Raw genomic sequence first — 17311 nt, forward strand, 5'->3', positions numbered from 1 at the left:
CGAGGTTATCGCATATAATTCAATGTTTAAGTATAGTTATGATCATGAAAAAATTATAAATATAAGAGATACTTATTCCCCAAAAGAATTTGAAGATTTTATTTTAAAATGGAAAACTAAATAAAATGCATTAGCCACATGTGAAGAACCACATGATTTAAGCAAGTTGTCCGGAAAAAGCTTAGTATTCCTATGTGCATAACGTGGCTATACTAAGCCTAAGTTATCGCTTACTGAACTGTGTCTAAAAGTTGACTTGTTGGCTCTATGAAGATGATTTATTTTAAAAATACGGACTAGATATAATTATGCTGGGTTACAGGCACATGACTCCAGTGATGTATATTGATAGGGACGGAAACTTTGCAATTTCAATTTTCATAGCAGGCTTTATAATTGGTGGCATATTAGGTGGTTATACAAGAGTTCAAAACGGAGCTGAAGTTTGGAGTGAGGATTTTTGGATAGGCGTAGGAACAGGAGCATTAATTGGTGCAGCGGTTGGAACAGTCGCTGGCCTAGGCGTTGCATATTTAATGGGTGGATTGGCTTCTGTCGGAAACAAATTAATTTCAGATGTCACATCCTCAGTTTTCTATGGAACTAACAATTTTGGTTCATGGGAAGATTATGCTGTGGCATTTGTTATTGGGGGACTCATTAAAGGTAGGCGTATATCAAATGGTCCTATTGAATCTACAAACTCTAAAATAAAGACAATTATTAAAGCTTCTAATGGTATTAGAAACTTCAGAAGATTACGCAATAAATTTATGTATTCTATTAATAAAGATACACCACTAAAAAACTAAAAATAATAATAAGTATATCGTTATGGCTAAAGAAAAAGGAGGTACCACCACATTTTAGAAAGGTGGGGTGTACCTCCAAATTTTTTATAGCCCTACACGGATTAAACCTCCAAATTATTTAAAGGGCCATTTTTTTAACCTAAAACCATGAAAATACATCGGATATGTTTGACAGAGTGGACAACTTATATTATCTTTTAGTAACTTTAGATGAAGTGTAAGTACTTCACCCATCTATTGTGGTATCAAGTGATTCTATTATTGAATTTATGTTTTCTAATTTATATAGTTTTGTGATATTATCATACATGAAGAACTCCTTTGTTTTTTTAGTTACGACTAACTATATTATAAAAGGTGTTCTTCATTTTTTATATATTTATTTCTGTCTTTAAAAAAGATGGTGTACTACCACCACCTAATTGAAAGGTGTTTTTTTACACCAACTATTTTAAATACCTAGAAAATTAAGCAAATACTGCTTCATTAACTATTTGGTCCTTTTTCTTTATCTATAGTTTAAAAATATAAATAGATAAATTGTAAAAAATAAAAAAAGGGCCTTACCTTAGTAATAAATACTTTGATAAAGCCCTTTTTGGTGTTAAATGAATATTAATTTAGTACATTATTTAAGGTGATTGTTTGTGTAACTGTATCATAAATAACTATTGAACTTGAAGAGAATGTATAAACTTTTCCATTAATATATATACCACGGTCTATTTGATTTTCATAAAGTGTTGTATCATGACTAATTAATATTGGATCAGTTATAATTGGGTCTTTTGTAAAGTCAATATAAAACAGATAGAAGAAACTATTAAATTCATAATTACCAGTAATATTATTATAATTAGAACGATTTACTGCAAACCCTACAAAACCATGACTTGGTGAGATTAAGATTGCTTTATGATTGTTTAATGCCTCACTATAATTCCAACTATAATTTTCACCTCCATTATTTGGTTTACTAACATTATAAGTTTCAAGTGGTAAATTCGTATCAATGGTAGAATAAACTGATAATTTTACGCCAAAGTTTTCATCGTAACCAAGACCAAGTAAATGATTATTACCCCATACATGTAGGTAAGTATTGTAACCCGGTTCTTCAATTTCATTAATAATTATAGGATTACTTGGATTGGATAAATCAATTGTATAAAGTGGATCGATTTGTCTAAAGGTTACAATATAAACCTCATCTTCATTAAATCTAACACTTGTTACGCGTTCTTCAGGTTTACCAATACCTTCATCTAATAAGCCTATCATATCAAATGTGTCATTTTCACTATTTTCTTTTAGAATATATAATCTATTTTTATCTGACATATTCCATGATCTTGATGTGACAACACGTAAGTAACCATCATATTCGTCTAGCCAAAATTGATTTTCAACACGACCTTCTAATTTAATAGAAGCACTATAATTAATTGTGGATTTTTCATGATTCAAACTGAATTTTATAATGTGTGTACCACTTACTGTTGTATTAAAGAATGGATAGTAATTAAAACTACCAAATGTGTATATTGCATCATGTGTGACATAAATAGATGATGCAACACCTACAGCAGATTCAGAATAACTTAATTTTGATTCAATATTGATTGCTGTTACTGTAATCATTTGGTAGGCTGGAACATTATTAAAGTAGATAATCTTATCATAATCCACATAATTAGTTAGTGTTGTACCATCAATTGTTTCTTCAAATTTAGGTCTTAAATCTTCTATGCTTACTCGATTATAAGAAACCATATAAAACATATCATCAATTAAGCGGTGTGTTTCTATATTACCTTCTGTTACTAATTCATATTCAAGTTCTAAATTAATACGATCATAAATTCTTATCGTGCCACTATATTGAGTATAAATATAATAAGGAATATATAAAGCATCCACATCATCTCTATAGAAATTTTCGGATTTCATTGTTTTAAGGGTATAACCTACTACAACTAATCGATCATCTGTTAAATAAAATGAAGAAACGATAAAATCATCAAATTCTAGTGTATCTACTAAAGTTAAATCACCATCTAAATCAACATCAAACTTATATATTTTATTAGAATGGTATCGTGGTGTGTAAAAGACATTATATCCATCTGTTTTAACAATATCTCCTTCATCAACACCTTCTACTTGTAGATTCGTACCTACAACATCTGGGTTTTTTGGCTCACCAAAAGCATCTTCTAAACCAGCATCAGGCATAGCATTCATATCATCTTGGCTAGCACTAAAAAAAGGAAAGAAGTTTGAAAAACTAAAACCATCACCAATATTTAATTTAACTTTTAAGTCTTGATAACTATTTGCAGTTCTAGCATTTAATAATGTTTTATCATTAAATATTTCAGGTAGACTAAATATACCAGTTGCAACTATTACAAACACAGATACCGCAGCAGTTAGAAGTGTAAGTACACGTCTAAAGTTAACAACAACTCTTTTAGTGTTAAAAGTTCTAATATTATGTTTGGACTGATATGTATTCAAACGTTTATTCCAAACATAATCTCTAATTAATTGGACTAATATAAATACAAATATAAGTCCTAATAAAGAAATAATAATTATTCCAGGTGTTTTCATATTAACCTCCTATGCCTAAGGCATTTTTAAAGGATTTTACATAACTGCGAGTCACATCTAATTTTAAGCCACCAATAAGCTCTAATTCTAGTTTGGCATTAAGCTTTGTTTTTATATAGACGACCTTAGATAAATTGACCAAAAAAGATTTTCCGATTCGAATAATATGATAAGGATTTAATAATTCTTCGAGTTGATATAATGTATGTTTTACTAGAACTTTCCCATCATATAATGTATGTATGATAATATCAGTCCCAAATGATTCTATATATAAGATATGACCAATATTTAACTTAACCCAACCATCACTTGTTTGAAAAAGATAATTCTTTTTATTTATCTGTATCTTTTTTAGAATCAATTCTAAAGCATTATAACTATTTTCATCTAATACTAGTGCAACCTCATTATCGTTTAAATTAGAGACTAAAATATTGGATGATTTTATGTCTTCATCGATAATTGATAAGTCGTCTTTATTTAGTATGACCTTAATCACAATTACTTTCCCCCTATATCTAGAGTTTAATATAAATATTTTTTTAATAAAGTAAATTCAAATAACTTACATGTTATGAGCAATAACTTACAGCAATGTTTTTTATAGCCTCATTTTACCAAACAAACCTTGAATTTACTTCATATATCATATGAAAATGCTATAATATTTATGGAAGGTGAATAAATGATTGCATCTGTCATTATAGATATTAAACACCAAAATATTAATCGTCAATTTGATTACTTTGTTTTAGATGAAGATAAACACAGAATTAAAAAAGGAATGAGAGTTTTAGTACCTTTTGGTGAAGGTAACCATTTAAGACTTGGTTTTGTCTATGAAATTAAAAATGATTCAGTTACGGCAACAAAGCATGTTGCTGAAATACTAGATATAGAACCAATCTTCAATGAAGAACTTTTTTTGCTTATGGAGCACTTAAGTTTTAATCCAAATACAATCATAGCTCAAGCATTTGAAACACTATTACCTAAAACTTTATTGATGTTTTATGAAAAAGAAGTAACACTACATAAAAAAGATGAAATCGATGAATCATTAAAACCATTTTTTAAAAATGGAAAATGGATATTAAAGAAAAAAGATGAAAAATATTATTCTAAACTTAAAACATACGAAAAAAATCAAATTGTAAAAATTGCTACAATACTAAAACCTAGAAATAAAAAAAGATACCTTAATTATGTAAGAATCAACAATCCAAATTATGAAGGTACATTAAAACAACAAGATGCCCTACTTTTATTAAAAGATCATGGACAAATGTTAAAAAGTGAGCTAGTCTTACAAACAAGTAGTCATATTGTAAATTACCTAATAAAAAAAGATGTCATTGAATCGTTTGAAGTTGAGGATAAATTAGTTAATAAATATGACTATCTTCATTTAAATTTTCAGAATTTAAATGAAGATTTAAAAGACTATTTAAATGAAATATCAAATACAAATCATGATCATACTTTTGTAATTGATCAAAAAAATAGTGATGTAGATTTATTACTTTTCCATGTCATTTTAGAAAAGATTAAAAATAATCAACAAGTATTAATTATGGTACCAGAGACATTTATGATTCCTAGATATAAGAAGATGTTTGAACAAAAATTCATTAATGAAATGGTTATTTCTTTAGAATCCAGTCAAACAGATAAATCTTTATATATGGCTTACGAAGCTATTTTAAGTGGTGAATCTAAAATAGTTATAGGTGCTAGAAAAAGTATTTTTACACAGTTTAATAATCTAGGACTCATACTTATTTATGATTCAAATGATTCAAGTTATCAATCATTTGAAGGTATATACTATGATGCGGTTTTATTAAGTCAAATACGTTCTAAGTTCTTAAATATACCTAGAATATTAGTGGATAGTTCAAAATCACTTATGAATCAAAAACTTACTTTAGAAAATAAAGTTACATATTTAGAATTAGATAATCATAATAATGATAAAATAATTGAAATCATAGATATGAAAGAAGAACTTAAAAAAGGTAATACAAAACTTATTTCACTAAAGCTTAAAGAAACACTTGATGATTATTTAAATAAGGGTAAGAAAGTATTACTTATATTAAATCAAAAGGGCTATGCACCTTTTGTAATGTGTAGAACTTGTTCATATGTACCACTAGATCCTGAGACAAATATACCATTAAGGTATGATGAAAAACAGGGTATTCTAAAGTCTAATCAAACAAAATATGAGGAGTTTTTCACTAAAGTTTGTCCAAAGTGTGGCAGTCATACTGTTAAATCTGTGGGAAGTGGAATTGACCAACTCATTACTTATTTGCATAAAGTATATCCTAAAAAAGAAATATTAAAAGTTGATAAGGATTCTATAACAAATAAAAAATTATATGAATCTTTTGATGATTTAGAAGATATACAATTAATTGTAGGTACTAAAATGGCTTTAAAATCGATTTTAAAAGATAAAGTTTCTCTAGTAGCGATATTAATGATTGATCAATGGCTTAAACTACCTATTTATAATGCCCATGAAGAAACTTATGAAATATTAAATCAAGCTAAATCAATTACAAAAGAAAGTTTATTTATACAAAGTTATGATCCAAGCCACTATGTTTTACAATCAGTTAAAGAAAACAATGATATGTATTATAAAAAAGAGTTATCAATTAGAAAACAAGCTAAACTACCACCATACTATAAAATTTTGCAGTTAAAAATTGAAGGTAGTAGTTACTTAAAAACGTATCAGTTTGCACAAAACTTAAAAATCGAACTAGAAAACCATGGACTCATTACATTAGGTCCAACACCATCTGTTGTATTAGTTGAAAATAACCAATATAGATTATTACTATTAATTAAGTATCAAAAGATTTCAAATGAAGTAAGAAATTTACTTCAAAACACGAAGGATATAAAAATATATATGAACCCATCGATGATGTGGTATTAGTGATTTAAAAATAGGAACTGTGGTAAGAAAATTCATATGTTGTCAAGCGAAAAATATGAAACAAATACACACTACCTATTAAAATTAAAAAATGAATGAAAGGAAGTTATATTCAATATCAATCAAATGCTACATATTGAATATACAAGTAAATTATGATTGTATTCATGGGAACACCTGAATTTTCAGTACCAATATTAAAGATGTTAATTGAAGAAAAATATAATGTAGGTTTGGTTGTAACACAACCCGATAGACTTGTTGGTAGAAAAAAGATCTTAACGCCATCTTTGGTTAAACAAGTCGCACTAGAAAATAATATAGAAGTTTTTCAACCGGAAAATTTAAGAAGGAATTATCAGTATATTATAGATTTAAAACCGTCTTTAATTATTACTGCAAGTTATGGACAAATTTTGCCTAAAGAATTACTTGAGAAGATACCAGCTGTTAATATACATGGTTCTTTATTACCTAAATATAGAGGTGGTGCACCTATTCAGTATGCACTTTTCAATGGAGATGATAAAACAGGCATTACATTAATGGAAATGGTTTATAAGATGGATGCTGGTGATATGATTGAAAAATCAGAAATCGAAATTGATTCAAATGATGATTATGGTTCACTATCAGAAAAATTATCTATTGTAGGATCTAATTTACTTAAGAAAAGATTACCAGATATTTTAAGTAATAATTATACTAAAACACCACAAAATGAAGAAGAAGTAACATTTGCTTTCACATTAAAATATAGTGATGAAGCACTAGATTTTAATCAAACAAGCAAATGGAATCATCAAAGAATTAAAGGATTAAGTCCAAATATCGGTGCACATCTCATAATAGATAATGTTGTAGTTAAGGTGTTTAAATCACAATTGAGTGATATAATAGATATCAAACCACATGAAATTAAAATTGAAAACAAAAGATTATTTATTGGATGTAGTGATAAAGCAATAGAAATTTTAGAATTACAACAAGCTGGTAAAAAAAGACTTTCAACAAAAGATTACTTAAATGGACAAAATTTATTCATTAACGGGGGTATGACAAATGAGTAAACCAAAATTATTATATAACAGAGATGAGATGTTAAAACTTAACATCGAAGTCTTAAAGAATCGTTGTGATGTAACAGTATTAGATATTGCTAAAATTGCTCAACAACAGCAATCTAAGTATTATCCTAATATTGATATTAACTTATGTATTGAATCCGTTGAAAAGATTTTAACATTTAGAGATGTTTTTCATCATATTCAATTTTCAGCAGAAGTTGATAGACTAGCACAAGAAAAAATGTTTAAAGGACCAATCCAAGATATTTTATATTACGATTTAGGCTTATTTGGTTTGGATGAAACATTAGGACTTGATGTTGCTAGAAATTATGGTGCAATTGGCCAAACAAACTTTGGTGATATTGATGTAAATAAACATGGTATTGTAAAAAGACTAAATGATGCAGGCAAATCTGGCGGTATGGTACATACAATGATGGATGATATTGTCGGTGCAATTGCTGCTGCAGCATCTACACGTGTTGCACAAGTTATGAATGAAGATTTAGCTCTTGAAAATCCAACTTACCAAAAAATTAGTTTGTTTGATGTTAAAAAAAGGAAAAGATAATTTATTATGGGATTAAATAACCAAAAAAGGAAAATAAAGAGCTTCGGCAAAAAGCTTTTTTCAAAATATTTTGGTTTTGAAACAGGTATCGATATCACAAATGATGTCGCTGTTTTGTATAGAAGAAATGTAGTTATTAAAAATATCGTATTTATATCAAACCTTCTATATTCTTTAGTGTTTTTCGTATTAGGATTTAGTGTTGCAAATCCAACTACTGACTGGATATTTGCTATTGCTGCTTTACCTATTACTTATACAGTAGGTAAATTACAATCTAAGCTTATAGATTTAGACCATAATGATCTTACAAAACAGCAAATAGCAATGTATGTTTCAAGTTTTTGGATATTTATTTCTGCAGTCTTAGTCTATATTAGAATTTATGCTGTTGGACAAAATGCACCTTTTGAAACAGCAAGTTACGTATTAATATATTATGCACTTGTTCAAATTTCTCTTTACCAAGATAAAAGATTATTATCAAATTCATTTGTATCATTATTAGGTTTTATTACATTAATTCATATTGCTGTGACATATAATTTCTTTACCCTTGGATTAACCTGGCAAGAATTTGCAAGTCAACTATTTAAAGACCCAATACTTGCTACACAAATTGGTGATTTAGCATTAAGAACAGTCATTTTCGCTTTATTTTATTTAGTTAATTATATTATTGTTTCAATCGGACAATCTATTCAAGAAGAAAGAAAAAGTGAATTATCTAAAAGACGTGAAGTTCAAAAAGATTTTTCACATATCGTACGTTCTTTATTTAATGTTGTTTTTCAATCTGCAAACACTTTATTAGATGCTAAACACGCTTATAGAGTTGCAAGTGTTGCAAATAGAATTGCTACTTATTACCATCTAAATGAAACAGATAAACTTGAAATGGAAAAGTATGCGTTATTACATTTAAGATTTGATGAAATTAAAGATTTAATGGTTGAAACTGAAAATTATGATGAACAAACTTATGAAATATTAAAACAAAAAACAGATTTAGGTTCAAAAATTGGTAAAAGAATACAACTTGCTCAAAAATGTAATGATATTATTAGAGCACATTACGAAGGTAATGCAGATGAACAATTTATTGAACAAATGGTAAATATCCAAAAAGAAATTCCAAACCAAATTATATTACTTGCAGATTGTTATGTTTCTTTAAGGAGTTTATCTACATATTATCATCCGAATAATCATCCTCAAACTCTTAATATATTTAAAAAAGAATTAACTCCTTATTTTGACTATGACTTACGAGAAACATTCTTAAAGTATAATACAGAAATTGATCAACTTTATCACGATTTATAACATAATTTCGCATCTTAGTTTACAAATAAAAGAAAATAGGTTACTATAGTTAAGCAATTAAATAAAAACTTATTCAGAGCAGGCGAGGTGATCAGTCTTATGACCCTGCAGCAACCTACTTAAATTAGGTGCTTTACTGACAGGGGAAAAGTCCCACCAATAAGGAAACTATTTTATGCACTTCCTTGTTGGGAAGTGTTTTTATTTAAAATATATTTATAAGAGGTAAAAATAATGAGTTATATATTTTCAAGCGAAAGTGTCTCTAAAGGACATCCTGATAAAGTATCTGATTATATTGCAGATTCTATTTTAGACTACATATTATCAAAAGATAAAAATGCACGTAGTGCTGTGGAGGTTGCGCTTGCACATACTACAGTATATATATTTGGAGAAGTATCCATAAACTTTGAATTGAATGAAAAAGAAATTATTAATGTTGCAAAAGATGCAATTAAATTTTGTGGATATAATGATCCAGTCTTTATCTTTAATGCAGATACAGCAACATATCATGTAAACTTGCATAAACAAAGTTCTGATATTGCATTAGGTGTTGATGAAACAGAAAATAAAGAACAAGGTGCAGGTGACCAAGGTATTATGTTTGGCTATGCAAAAGATGATACAGATGCACTCATGCCATTACCCATACACTTAGCACATGAGCTAACATCAAAACTTGCGCTTGTAAGAGAAAACAAAACTGTACAAGGTTTAGGACCAGATGGAAAATCTCAAGTATCTGTTTTATATGATGAAAACAATCAACCTGTTGAGGTTACTGCAATTGTTTTATCAACTCAACATCTTGAAGAAAAATCCCTAGAATCTGTTAAAAAAGATGTACTTGAATACGTCATTAAACCTGTAATACCTGAAAAACTATTAACCGAAAACACAAAATACTTTATTAACCCAACAGGGCGATTTGTTATTGGTGGACCTGTAGGTGATAGTGGCTTAACAGGAAGAAAAATCATAGTTGATACATATGGTGGTTTTGCAAGGCATGGTGGTGGTGCATTCAGTGGTAAAGATGCTTCTAAAGTGGACAGATCTGCATCGTATATGGCAAGATATTTAGCAAAACAAGTTGTAGGTAGTGGTATTGCAAAGACCTGTGAGATTCAACTTGCTTATGCAATTGGTGTTGCTAAACCAGTAAGTTTATATGTTAATACATTTAATACATCTAAAGTGTCTGATGAATTAATCAAACAAACCATCGAAGAAAATTTTGATTTAAGACCAAAGGCAATTATAGAAAAACTAGGATTAAAGCGACCAATTTTCAAATATACGACACATAATGGTCATTTAGGGAAGCTAGATCCTATCTTTACATGGGAACAACTAGATTCAATTGAAATATTTAAGAAATTAATATAAAATACATTAGAAGCCAATTTTTAAATTGCACACGAAGGAGTGATTTTCTAGATGGAAAAATTATTATGGTTATGGATTATATTAGGTGTTGTAGTATTGTTTTTTCTAATTAGTATTATTTATTTAATCCTTTCAAATAGCTACTACAAAAAAATAAATACAAAAATTAAAGAAACCTTAATAGATTTAGATTCATTGTTAGCAAAAAAATATGAAATTCACAAAAATTATGTAGAACAAACAAAAAGACATTTCCCAAATGAAGCTAAAAACTATGAAGAAATTGAATCACTTGATCCACCACAAGGACTAGTTTCAATTAAAGAAAAGCAAATCATATCCACAAAGATAGATTTAAATATACTTCTAATGAACTCATTTATCAATTCAGATGATTACTTTAGAGAAAAACAAGATATTATTGATTTAATGAATCACTTTACTGAAACCAAAGAAAATTTTGAATCGGTACGCCGAATATATAATGCATATACTTCGCTTTATAATCAAAAAATAGTGGTTTTTCCTTCAAATATCATAGCAAGCATAAAAAAATATTCAAAAAAAGAGTTCTTTGAATCAACTTACTAAGTTAAATAAAAGATTATTATAATGAGCAGAAAACTAATAAATCGTTTTCTGCTTTTTATATGAAATAACCCGAAATTCTTGGAGATTATACACAAAATATGGTATCATGTGGTGATATCATCTATAGATGATGTTAAATTCTACTTAAAAAAAATATTAAATATACCCAATATAAATGATTTGGTTATGAAACCAAATCATTTTAAGATATAAAAATTCAATATAAAAACTTAAAAAAGGAAGTGATGCATATGTTAGGATTGTTTGATTCCACTAAAAAAGCATTAAAAAAATATAAAAAAATAGCTGAAAAAATAATGTTACTTGAAGATGAAATGAAAAAATTATCAGATCTTGAACTAAAAAGTAAAACTGAAATATTTAAAGAACGCATTCAAAATGGAGAAACTTTAGATGATTTATTAGTTGAAGCTTTTGCTGTTGTAAGAGAAGCATCAACAAGAGTTACAGGACTTACTCCATATTTTGTTCAATTACTTGGAGGTATGGCAATACACGAAGGTAATATTGCTGAAATGAAAACTGGTGAAGGTAAAACTTTAACAGCTGTTTTACCTGCGTATTTAAATGCTTTAAGTGGTAAAGGTGTGCATATTGTCACAGTTAACGAATACCTTGCAAAACGTGAGGCTGAAGGGGAAATTGGATCACTATTTAGATTTTTAGGATTAACTGTTGGTTTAAACTTAAGAGATTTAGACCGTGAACAAAAAAAGGAAGCTTATGCATGTGATATCATGTATTCAACAAATGCTGAGTTAGGATTTGATTACCTAAGAGATCACATGGTCTTATACCATAAAGATATGGTTGCTCAAAGAGGATATCCTTATGCAATTATTGATGAGGTTGACTCAATTTTAATTGATGAGGCTAGAACACCTTTAATCATTTCAGGTCCAGCAAAGCAAACCCAAAATTTATATCAACAATCAGACCGATTCGTTAAATCATTAAATGATCATGAATACGAACTTGATTTAGAAGCAAATACAGTCGAACTTACACCAGAAGGTATAACAAAGGCTGAAAGTTTATTTGGTATTGATAACTTATATGATTTAAAACATGTATCATTACTACATCATATTAACAACGCCTTAAAAGCTAATTTTACGATGTTTAAAGATAAAGAGTATATGGTTGTTGAAGGAGAAGTTTTAATTATCGACCAGTTTACAGGTCGTGTATTAAAGGGACGTCAATTTAGTGAAGGACTACACCAAGCATTAGAAGCTAAAGAAAATGTCGAAATTAAAAAAGAAACTGTTACAGTAGCAACAATTACTTACCAAAACTTTTTTAGAATGTATCAAAAACTATCAGGTATGACAGGGACTGCAAAAACTGAAGAAGATGAATTTGTAGAAATATATAATATGAGTGTTATAGAAATTCCTACAAATAAACCAGTTATTAGACAAGATGCTAAAGATTATTTTTTTGTAACATCCGAACAAAAATATGATGCATTATTAGAAGAAATTAAAGAAAGACATACAAAAGGTCAACCACTATTAATTGGTACAATTGCAGTAGAAACATCCGAACACTTAAGTTTTTTACTAAGAAAAAACAGAATCAATCATGAGGTATTAAACGCAAAAAATCATGAAAGAGAAGCTGAAATTATTGCAAAAGCCGGACAGGTTGGTGCAGTAACGATTGCAACCAATATGGCTGGTCGTGGTACTGACATAAAATTAGGACCTGGTGTTGTAGAATTGGGTGGATTAGCAGTATTAGGATCTGAAAAACATGATGCAAGACGTATTGATAATCAGCTAAGAGGACGCTCAGGACGTCAAGGTGATCCTGGATTTTCTAGATTTTATTTATCTGCAGAAGATGAATTAATGGTACGCCGTGGTGGAGATAGATTTAAAACGATTATTTCAACACTAGAAAAAGCTCAAGATTCTAACAAACCTGTTACATCTAAAATGATATCAAATCTAATTACAGGCGCTCAAAAACGTAGCGAAGGTGTTAACTCTGAAATTAGAAAGAACGTTTTAAGATATGACGATGTTTTAAGACTACAAAGAGAAATCATTTATGCAGAACGTACAATGATTTTAACTAAAGATTCAGTAGAAGAAGAAATTATTAAATTCATTCATGATATTGTAGAATCCGAAATTGAAGAATTTATTATACCTGTAGGAAAAAATAAATTTGAAATAAAAGATGAAGCAATTATTCATCATTTTGAAAGTTTCTTAATTCCAAAAGGGTTAATAAAACTTTCAGAAATTGAAAATTTAGATGAAGATGAAATTATTAATCACTATAAAAATATAGCAACAAAACTTTTGACTGATAAGAAAAATGAAGTACCAATTGAAGTTTATAATGAATTCTTAAAAGTTATTATGTTACGTGTAATTGATACTTATTGGATGCGTCATATTGATGTGATGAGTGAATTAAGACAAGGTGTTAGACTACAATCATACGGTCAACAAAACCCACTTATCACATATCAAAGAGAAGGTAAACGTATGTTTGATGAAATGCGTTATAACATTTCAAAAGATATTTCACGTTATGCAACACTTGGTAGAATTCAATTAAATGTTAGTCGTGAAGCGGTTGTAAAAAATACGAATACAAACCAAGGTGAAGAGGTATCTAAAAAGAAAAAATCACCTAAACGTATACATGCAAATCAGTTACCTTGGAATCGAAGATAATTATGGAAAAATATGAAGTAAATAAAGTTTTAGAAAGTTTTGGAACTAAAATTGAAGACTTAGAAAATGCATTAGATATTAACTATATTGAAAATAGACTTAAAGAGTTAGTTCCTATTATGGGAGATCCTAATTTTTGGAATGATTCCAATCATGCAAAAAAAATAAGTTTAGAATCAAATCAACTCACCGATAAACTATCAAGAATCCGTGCGATGAGAAATCAGTATGAAGATCTACTTATTTGGCTTGAAGATGCAAAAGAAGGCACTGAAAGCTGGGTCATTTTAGAAGATGAGATCAAAGACTTAGATGAAAAAATATCTGAATTTGAAATTGAAGTATTATTAAATGGTGAATATGACCAAAATAATGCAATCATCGAATTACATCCTGGTGCAGGTGGTACTGAGTCAATGGACTGGTGCAGTATTTTAATGCGTATGTATCAACGTTATGCAAATAGAAAAAACTACAAAGTGGAAATACTAAACTATTTAGCAGGTGAAGAAGCAGGTGTTAAATCTGTAACATTAAAGATTAGTGGACCCTTTGCTTATGGTAATTTAAAATCTGAGCGTGGTGTACATAGACTAGTAAGAATATCACCTTTTGATTCAAACAAACGTCGTCATACATCTTTTGTATCTTGTGATGTAGCACCTGAAATACTTGATCAAACAGATATAGAAATTAAAGATGAAGATATTAGAACAGATACATTTCAATCATCTGGTGCAGGTGGTCAATCTGTAAATACAACATACTCTGCAGTAAGAATTACACATATACCTTCAGGAATTGTTGTAAGTATTCAAAACGAACGTAGCCAAATTAAGAATAAAGAAGCTGCTATAAATATTTTAAAATCAAAACTCATTCAATTAAAACTTGAAGAAAAACAAAGAGAATTAGATGCCCTTAAGGGAGAAAAAAGTGATATCGGATGGGGTAGTCAGATTAGATCTTATGTGTTCCAACCCTATCAAATGGTAAAAGACCATCGTACAAACTATGAAGTTGGAAATATCCAATCTGTTATGGACGGTGAAATAGATGGTTTTATAAATGCCTATTTAAAGAGTAAAGCATATGAATAAAAATTTTATTAAATCCTATTTATGGATTACAATTGGTGTAATTATATTTAACTTCGCATTCTATTTCTTTTTAAAACCAATGAATTTAATAACAGGTGGAATGTTAGGTTTTAGTTTATTTTTAGAACCATTCATACCAATTACTGTAGGTCTTGCATATTTTATTTTAAATATGATTACATTACTTATAGGTGCAATTTTGTTAGGAAAAGACTTTTTAATAAAGACAGTTTATGCAAGTATTATCTCACCACTTATTGTTACATTACTAGAATTATTACATATTAGTGATATGTTAGTATTAAGTCAAATTGATGCACACTATCAGATGCTTGTTGCATCCATTGCTGCAGGCGTATTATCGGGTTTAGGTATTGGTATTGTCTTAAGATACAATGCAACAACTGGTGGCATGGATATAGTTCAAAAAATAATTAACAAATACTTGAAAGTACCTTTTTCTGTTGCAGTTTATTTAACGGACGGATTAGTTATTTTACTGGGTGCTTATATAAGTATTCAAAGTGGATTATTTGCAACACTAGCAATGCTTTTAACTGCATACATGATAGAAAAAATTGCAGTTTTTGGAAGAAGTTCATTTGCGCTTATGATTATTACACAAAAACACGAAGAAATTAAAAACGAAATATATAAAAGTATCAACCGTGGTGTGACAAGACTTCGTGCTGTTGGTGGCTATTCGGGTATTGAAAAAGAACTTATTTTAACAACCGTAACAAGACAACAACTATATAGCGCAAAAGACCTAATTACAAAGGTTGATCCCAATGCATTTACTTTGATTATTTCAACTAAAGAAGTTTTAGGTCAAGGTTTTCACAGGGATGATTTTTCATGAAAGTAAAAACTATCGAAAAAAGTAAGGGTAATTATAAAGTCACATTTGATAATAATTTTTGCTTATTTGTAGATGAAGATACACTTGTAAAATTTAAACTCATACCCAATCAGGAAATAGAATCACTTGATCCTATTTATAAGTCTATTGAAATGATAAAAATATATAAAAAAGCAGAACGCTTTGCTCTATATGGGAAGTCAGAAAATCAAGTTATCAAATATTTAAATGACTTAGGTGTAGAAAATACATATGACATGATTATCAAATTAAGAAAAAATCATATTCTAAATGATTTTCGTATGATACGAAATCTTCAAAATAAAGGTTATTCGTATTTAAAATTAGAAGAAAAACTTAAATTTTACCAGTTTGATCAAAAAGATATTGATCAAGCACTGATAAATTATGATGAACAAATACCCCTATATAAAGAGTTTAAGACTGCTTTAAAAAAGTATGAAAAAGAAGAATATAAAAAGAAACAACAAAAAATATATAGATATTTAGTATCTAAAGGGTTTAATGAAGACAAAGTAATGTCTTTAATGAATATAAATTAGATTTCAATAGACAGTTTTCTAACTACCAAAGAACTGTCTATTTTTTTATTAAAATTGTATTAAAAACGTAAAGAATTTAATAATGGTATGGACAATACCAAAACCTTAAAGTATAATGTCTATATAGGAGTCTATATATGCGTATGGCGTTTATAATTATAGAAACTAAAGAAAATATTCAAAATAATAAAAATATTATCTTAGATATATTATCTAAGTCTTTAAGTATGAGATTAGTTGAGGAAACTAATAATACACTAATTATTCAAACTGATTCAGTAGATAAAGTAGATAAAGAAGTTTTTTTAGGCATAGCCTCTGAAATATATGCGGATTTAAGAGTTTATATCAGTAGTGAAACACCTAGGTTTAATCTACAAACAATTGAAACTTGGTTTAAAATGATTCCGTTTAATCAAACAGTTGTTTACACTGATCAAACAATATTGTTAAAAAGAATTGAGTTTCCTATAAATAATGAACTAAAGAAAATCGTATTAAAAACTGTTTATGAAGATAATGATTTACTTCATACAATTAAAATATATTTAGAAAATAATCAAAATACATCTCAAGCAAGTAAAGTTTTATATCTACATAGAAATACACTTATACAACGACTAGATAAATTTTATAGTAGAACTGGTCTTGATTGCAGAAGTTTTATTGATGCATTTATTGTATATGCAATCATCAAATAATAAATGTGTGCATTTTGCATATACATTT

The 17311-nt window shown here is 28.4% G+C and carries 14 protein-coding genes; 12 read left to right on the forward strand and 2 right to left on the reverse strand.

Going from position 1 to position 17311, the window contains the following annotated elements:
* Positions 1–308 precede the first annotated feature (308 nt).
* Positions 309–812 carry a transposase gene (locus G324_RS0100525; RefSeq protein ID WP_156921259.1) on the forward strand — a complete coding sequence of 168 codons (504 nt, stop codon included), beginning with the start codon at positions 309–311 and terminating at the stop codon, positions 810–812.
* Positions 813–1427: 615 nt separating this feature from the next.
* Here the strand turns inward: G324_RS0100525 and G324_RS0100535 are convergent.
* Both G324_RS0100535 and G324_RS07535 read right to left on the reverse strand, forming a co-directional pair.
* Entirely contained in the window at positions 1428–3428 is a 2001-nt protein-coding gene (locus tag G324_RS0100535) for a beta-propeller domain-containing protein (protein WP_025724443.1), read from the reverse strand.
* 1 nt (position 3429) lies between these two features.
* A complete protein-coding gene (locus G324_RS07535) occupies positions 3430–3930 on the reverse strand; it encodes a LytTR family DNA-binding domain-containing protein (RefSeq protein WP_025724444.1) in 501 nt (166 codons plus the stop codon).
* Between the two features lie 186 nt (positions 3931–4116).
* Here G324_RS07535 and priA point away from each other — a divergent pair, with 186 nt between their 5' ends.
* The 11 genes from priA to G324_RS0100595 all read left to right on the forward strand — a co-directional run bounded on the left by priA (position 4117) and on the right by G324_RS0100595 (position 17283).
* Positions 4117–6387, forward strand: coding sequence for a replication restart helicase PriA (priA, locus tag G324_RS0100545; protein ID WP_025724445.1), 2271 nt, complete (start codon positions 4117–4119; stop codon positions 6385–6387).
* A gap of 155 nt (positions 6388–6542) precedes the next feature.
* Complete coding sequence (fmt, locus tag G324_RS0100550; RefSeq protein WP_035357008.1) at positions 6543–7457, forward strand: methionyl-tRNA formyltransferase; 915 nt, start codon at positions 6543–6545, stop codon at positions 7455–7457.
* Positions 7450–8028: a phosphatidylglycerophosphatase A family protein gene (locus G324_RS06985; RefSeq protein ID WP_051457506.1), complete on the forward strand. Its 579-nt coding sequence runs from the start codon at positions 7450–7452 to the stop codon at positions 8026–8028. The genes fmt and G324_RS06985 overlap by 8 nt, the downstream gene beginning before the upstream one ends.
* 6 nt (positions 8029–8034) lie before the next feature.
* Positions 8035–9354, forward strand: coding sequence for an HD-GYP domain-containing protein (locus G324_RS0100560; protein ID WP_025724448.1), 1320 nt, complete (start codon positions 8035–8037; stop codon positions 9352–9354).
* Between the two features lie 234 nt (positions 9355–9588).
* Positions 9589–10749 carry a methionine adenosyltransferase gene (gene metK / locus G324_RS0100565; protein WP_025724449.1) on the forward strand — a complete coding sequence of 387 codons (1161 nt, stop codon included), beginning with the start codon at positions 9589–9591 and terminating at the stop codon, positions 10747–10749.
* Between the two features lie 51 nt (positions 10750–10800).
* Positions 10801–11340 (forward strand): LemA family protein, encoded by a 540-nt coding sequence (locus G324_RS0100570; protein WP_025724450.1) that lies wholly within the window; start codon positions 10801–10803, stop codon positions 11338–11340.
* Between the two features lie 251 nt (positions 11341–11591).
* Positions 11592–14057, forward strand: a complete 2466-nt coding sequence (gene secA, locus G324_RS0100575; protein WP_035357009.1) for a preprotein translocase subunit SecA — start codon at positions 11592–11594, stop codon at positions 14055–14057.
* A 2-nt stretch (positions 14058–14059) separates the two neighbouring features.
* Positions 14060–15157 carry a peptide chain release factor 2 gene (gene prfB, locus G324_RS0100580; protein ID WP_025724452.1) on the forward strand — a complete coding sequence of 366 codons (1098 nt, stop codon included), beginning with the start codon at positions 14060–14062 and terminating at the stop codon, positions 15155–15157.
* Complete coding sequence (locus G324_RS0100585; RefSeq protein WP_162146764.1) at positions 15150–16019, forward strand: YitT family protein; 870 nt, start codon at positions 15150–15152, stop codon at positions 16017–16019. Before prfB ends, G324_RS0100585 begins: the two co-directional genes overlap by 8 nt.
* Positions 16016–16582 (forward strand): regulatory protein RecX, encoded by a 567-nt coding sequence (locus G324_RS0100590; RefSeq protein ID WP_025724454.1) that lies wholly within the window; start codon positions 16016–16018, stop codon positions 16580–16582. The genes G324_RS0100585 and G324_RS0100590 overlap by 4 nt, the downstream gene beginning before the upstream one ends.
* Before the next feature lie 143 nt (positions 16583–16725).
* Entirely contained in the window at positions 16726–17283 is a 558-nt protein-coding gene (locus G324_RS0100595; protein WP_162146765.1) for a helix-turn-helix domain-containing protein, read from the forward strand.
* Positions 17284–17311 lie beyond the last annotated feature (28 nt).

Origin of the sequence: Acholeplasma granularum ATCC 19168 (genome assembly GCF_000526235.1) — a bacterium.
Taxonomy (GTDB): Bacteria; Bacillota_I; Bacilli_A; order Acholeplasmatales; family Acholeplasmataceae; genus Acholeplasma; species Acholeplasma granularum.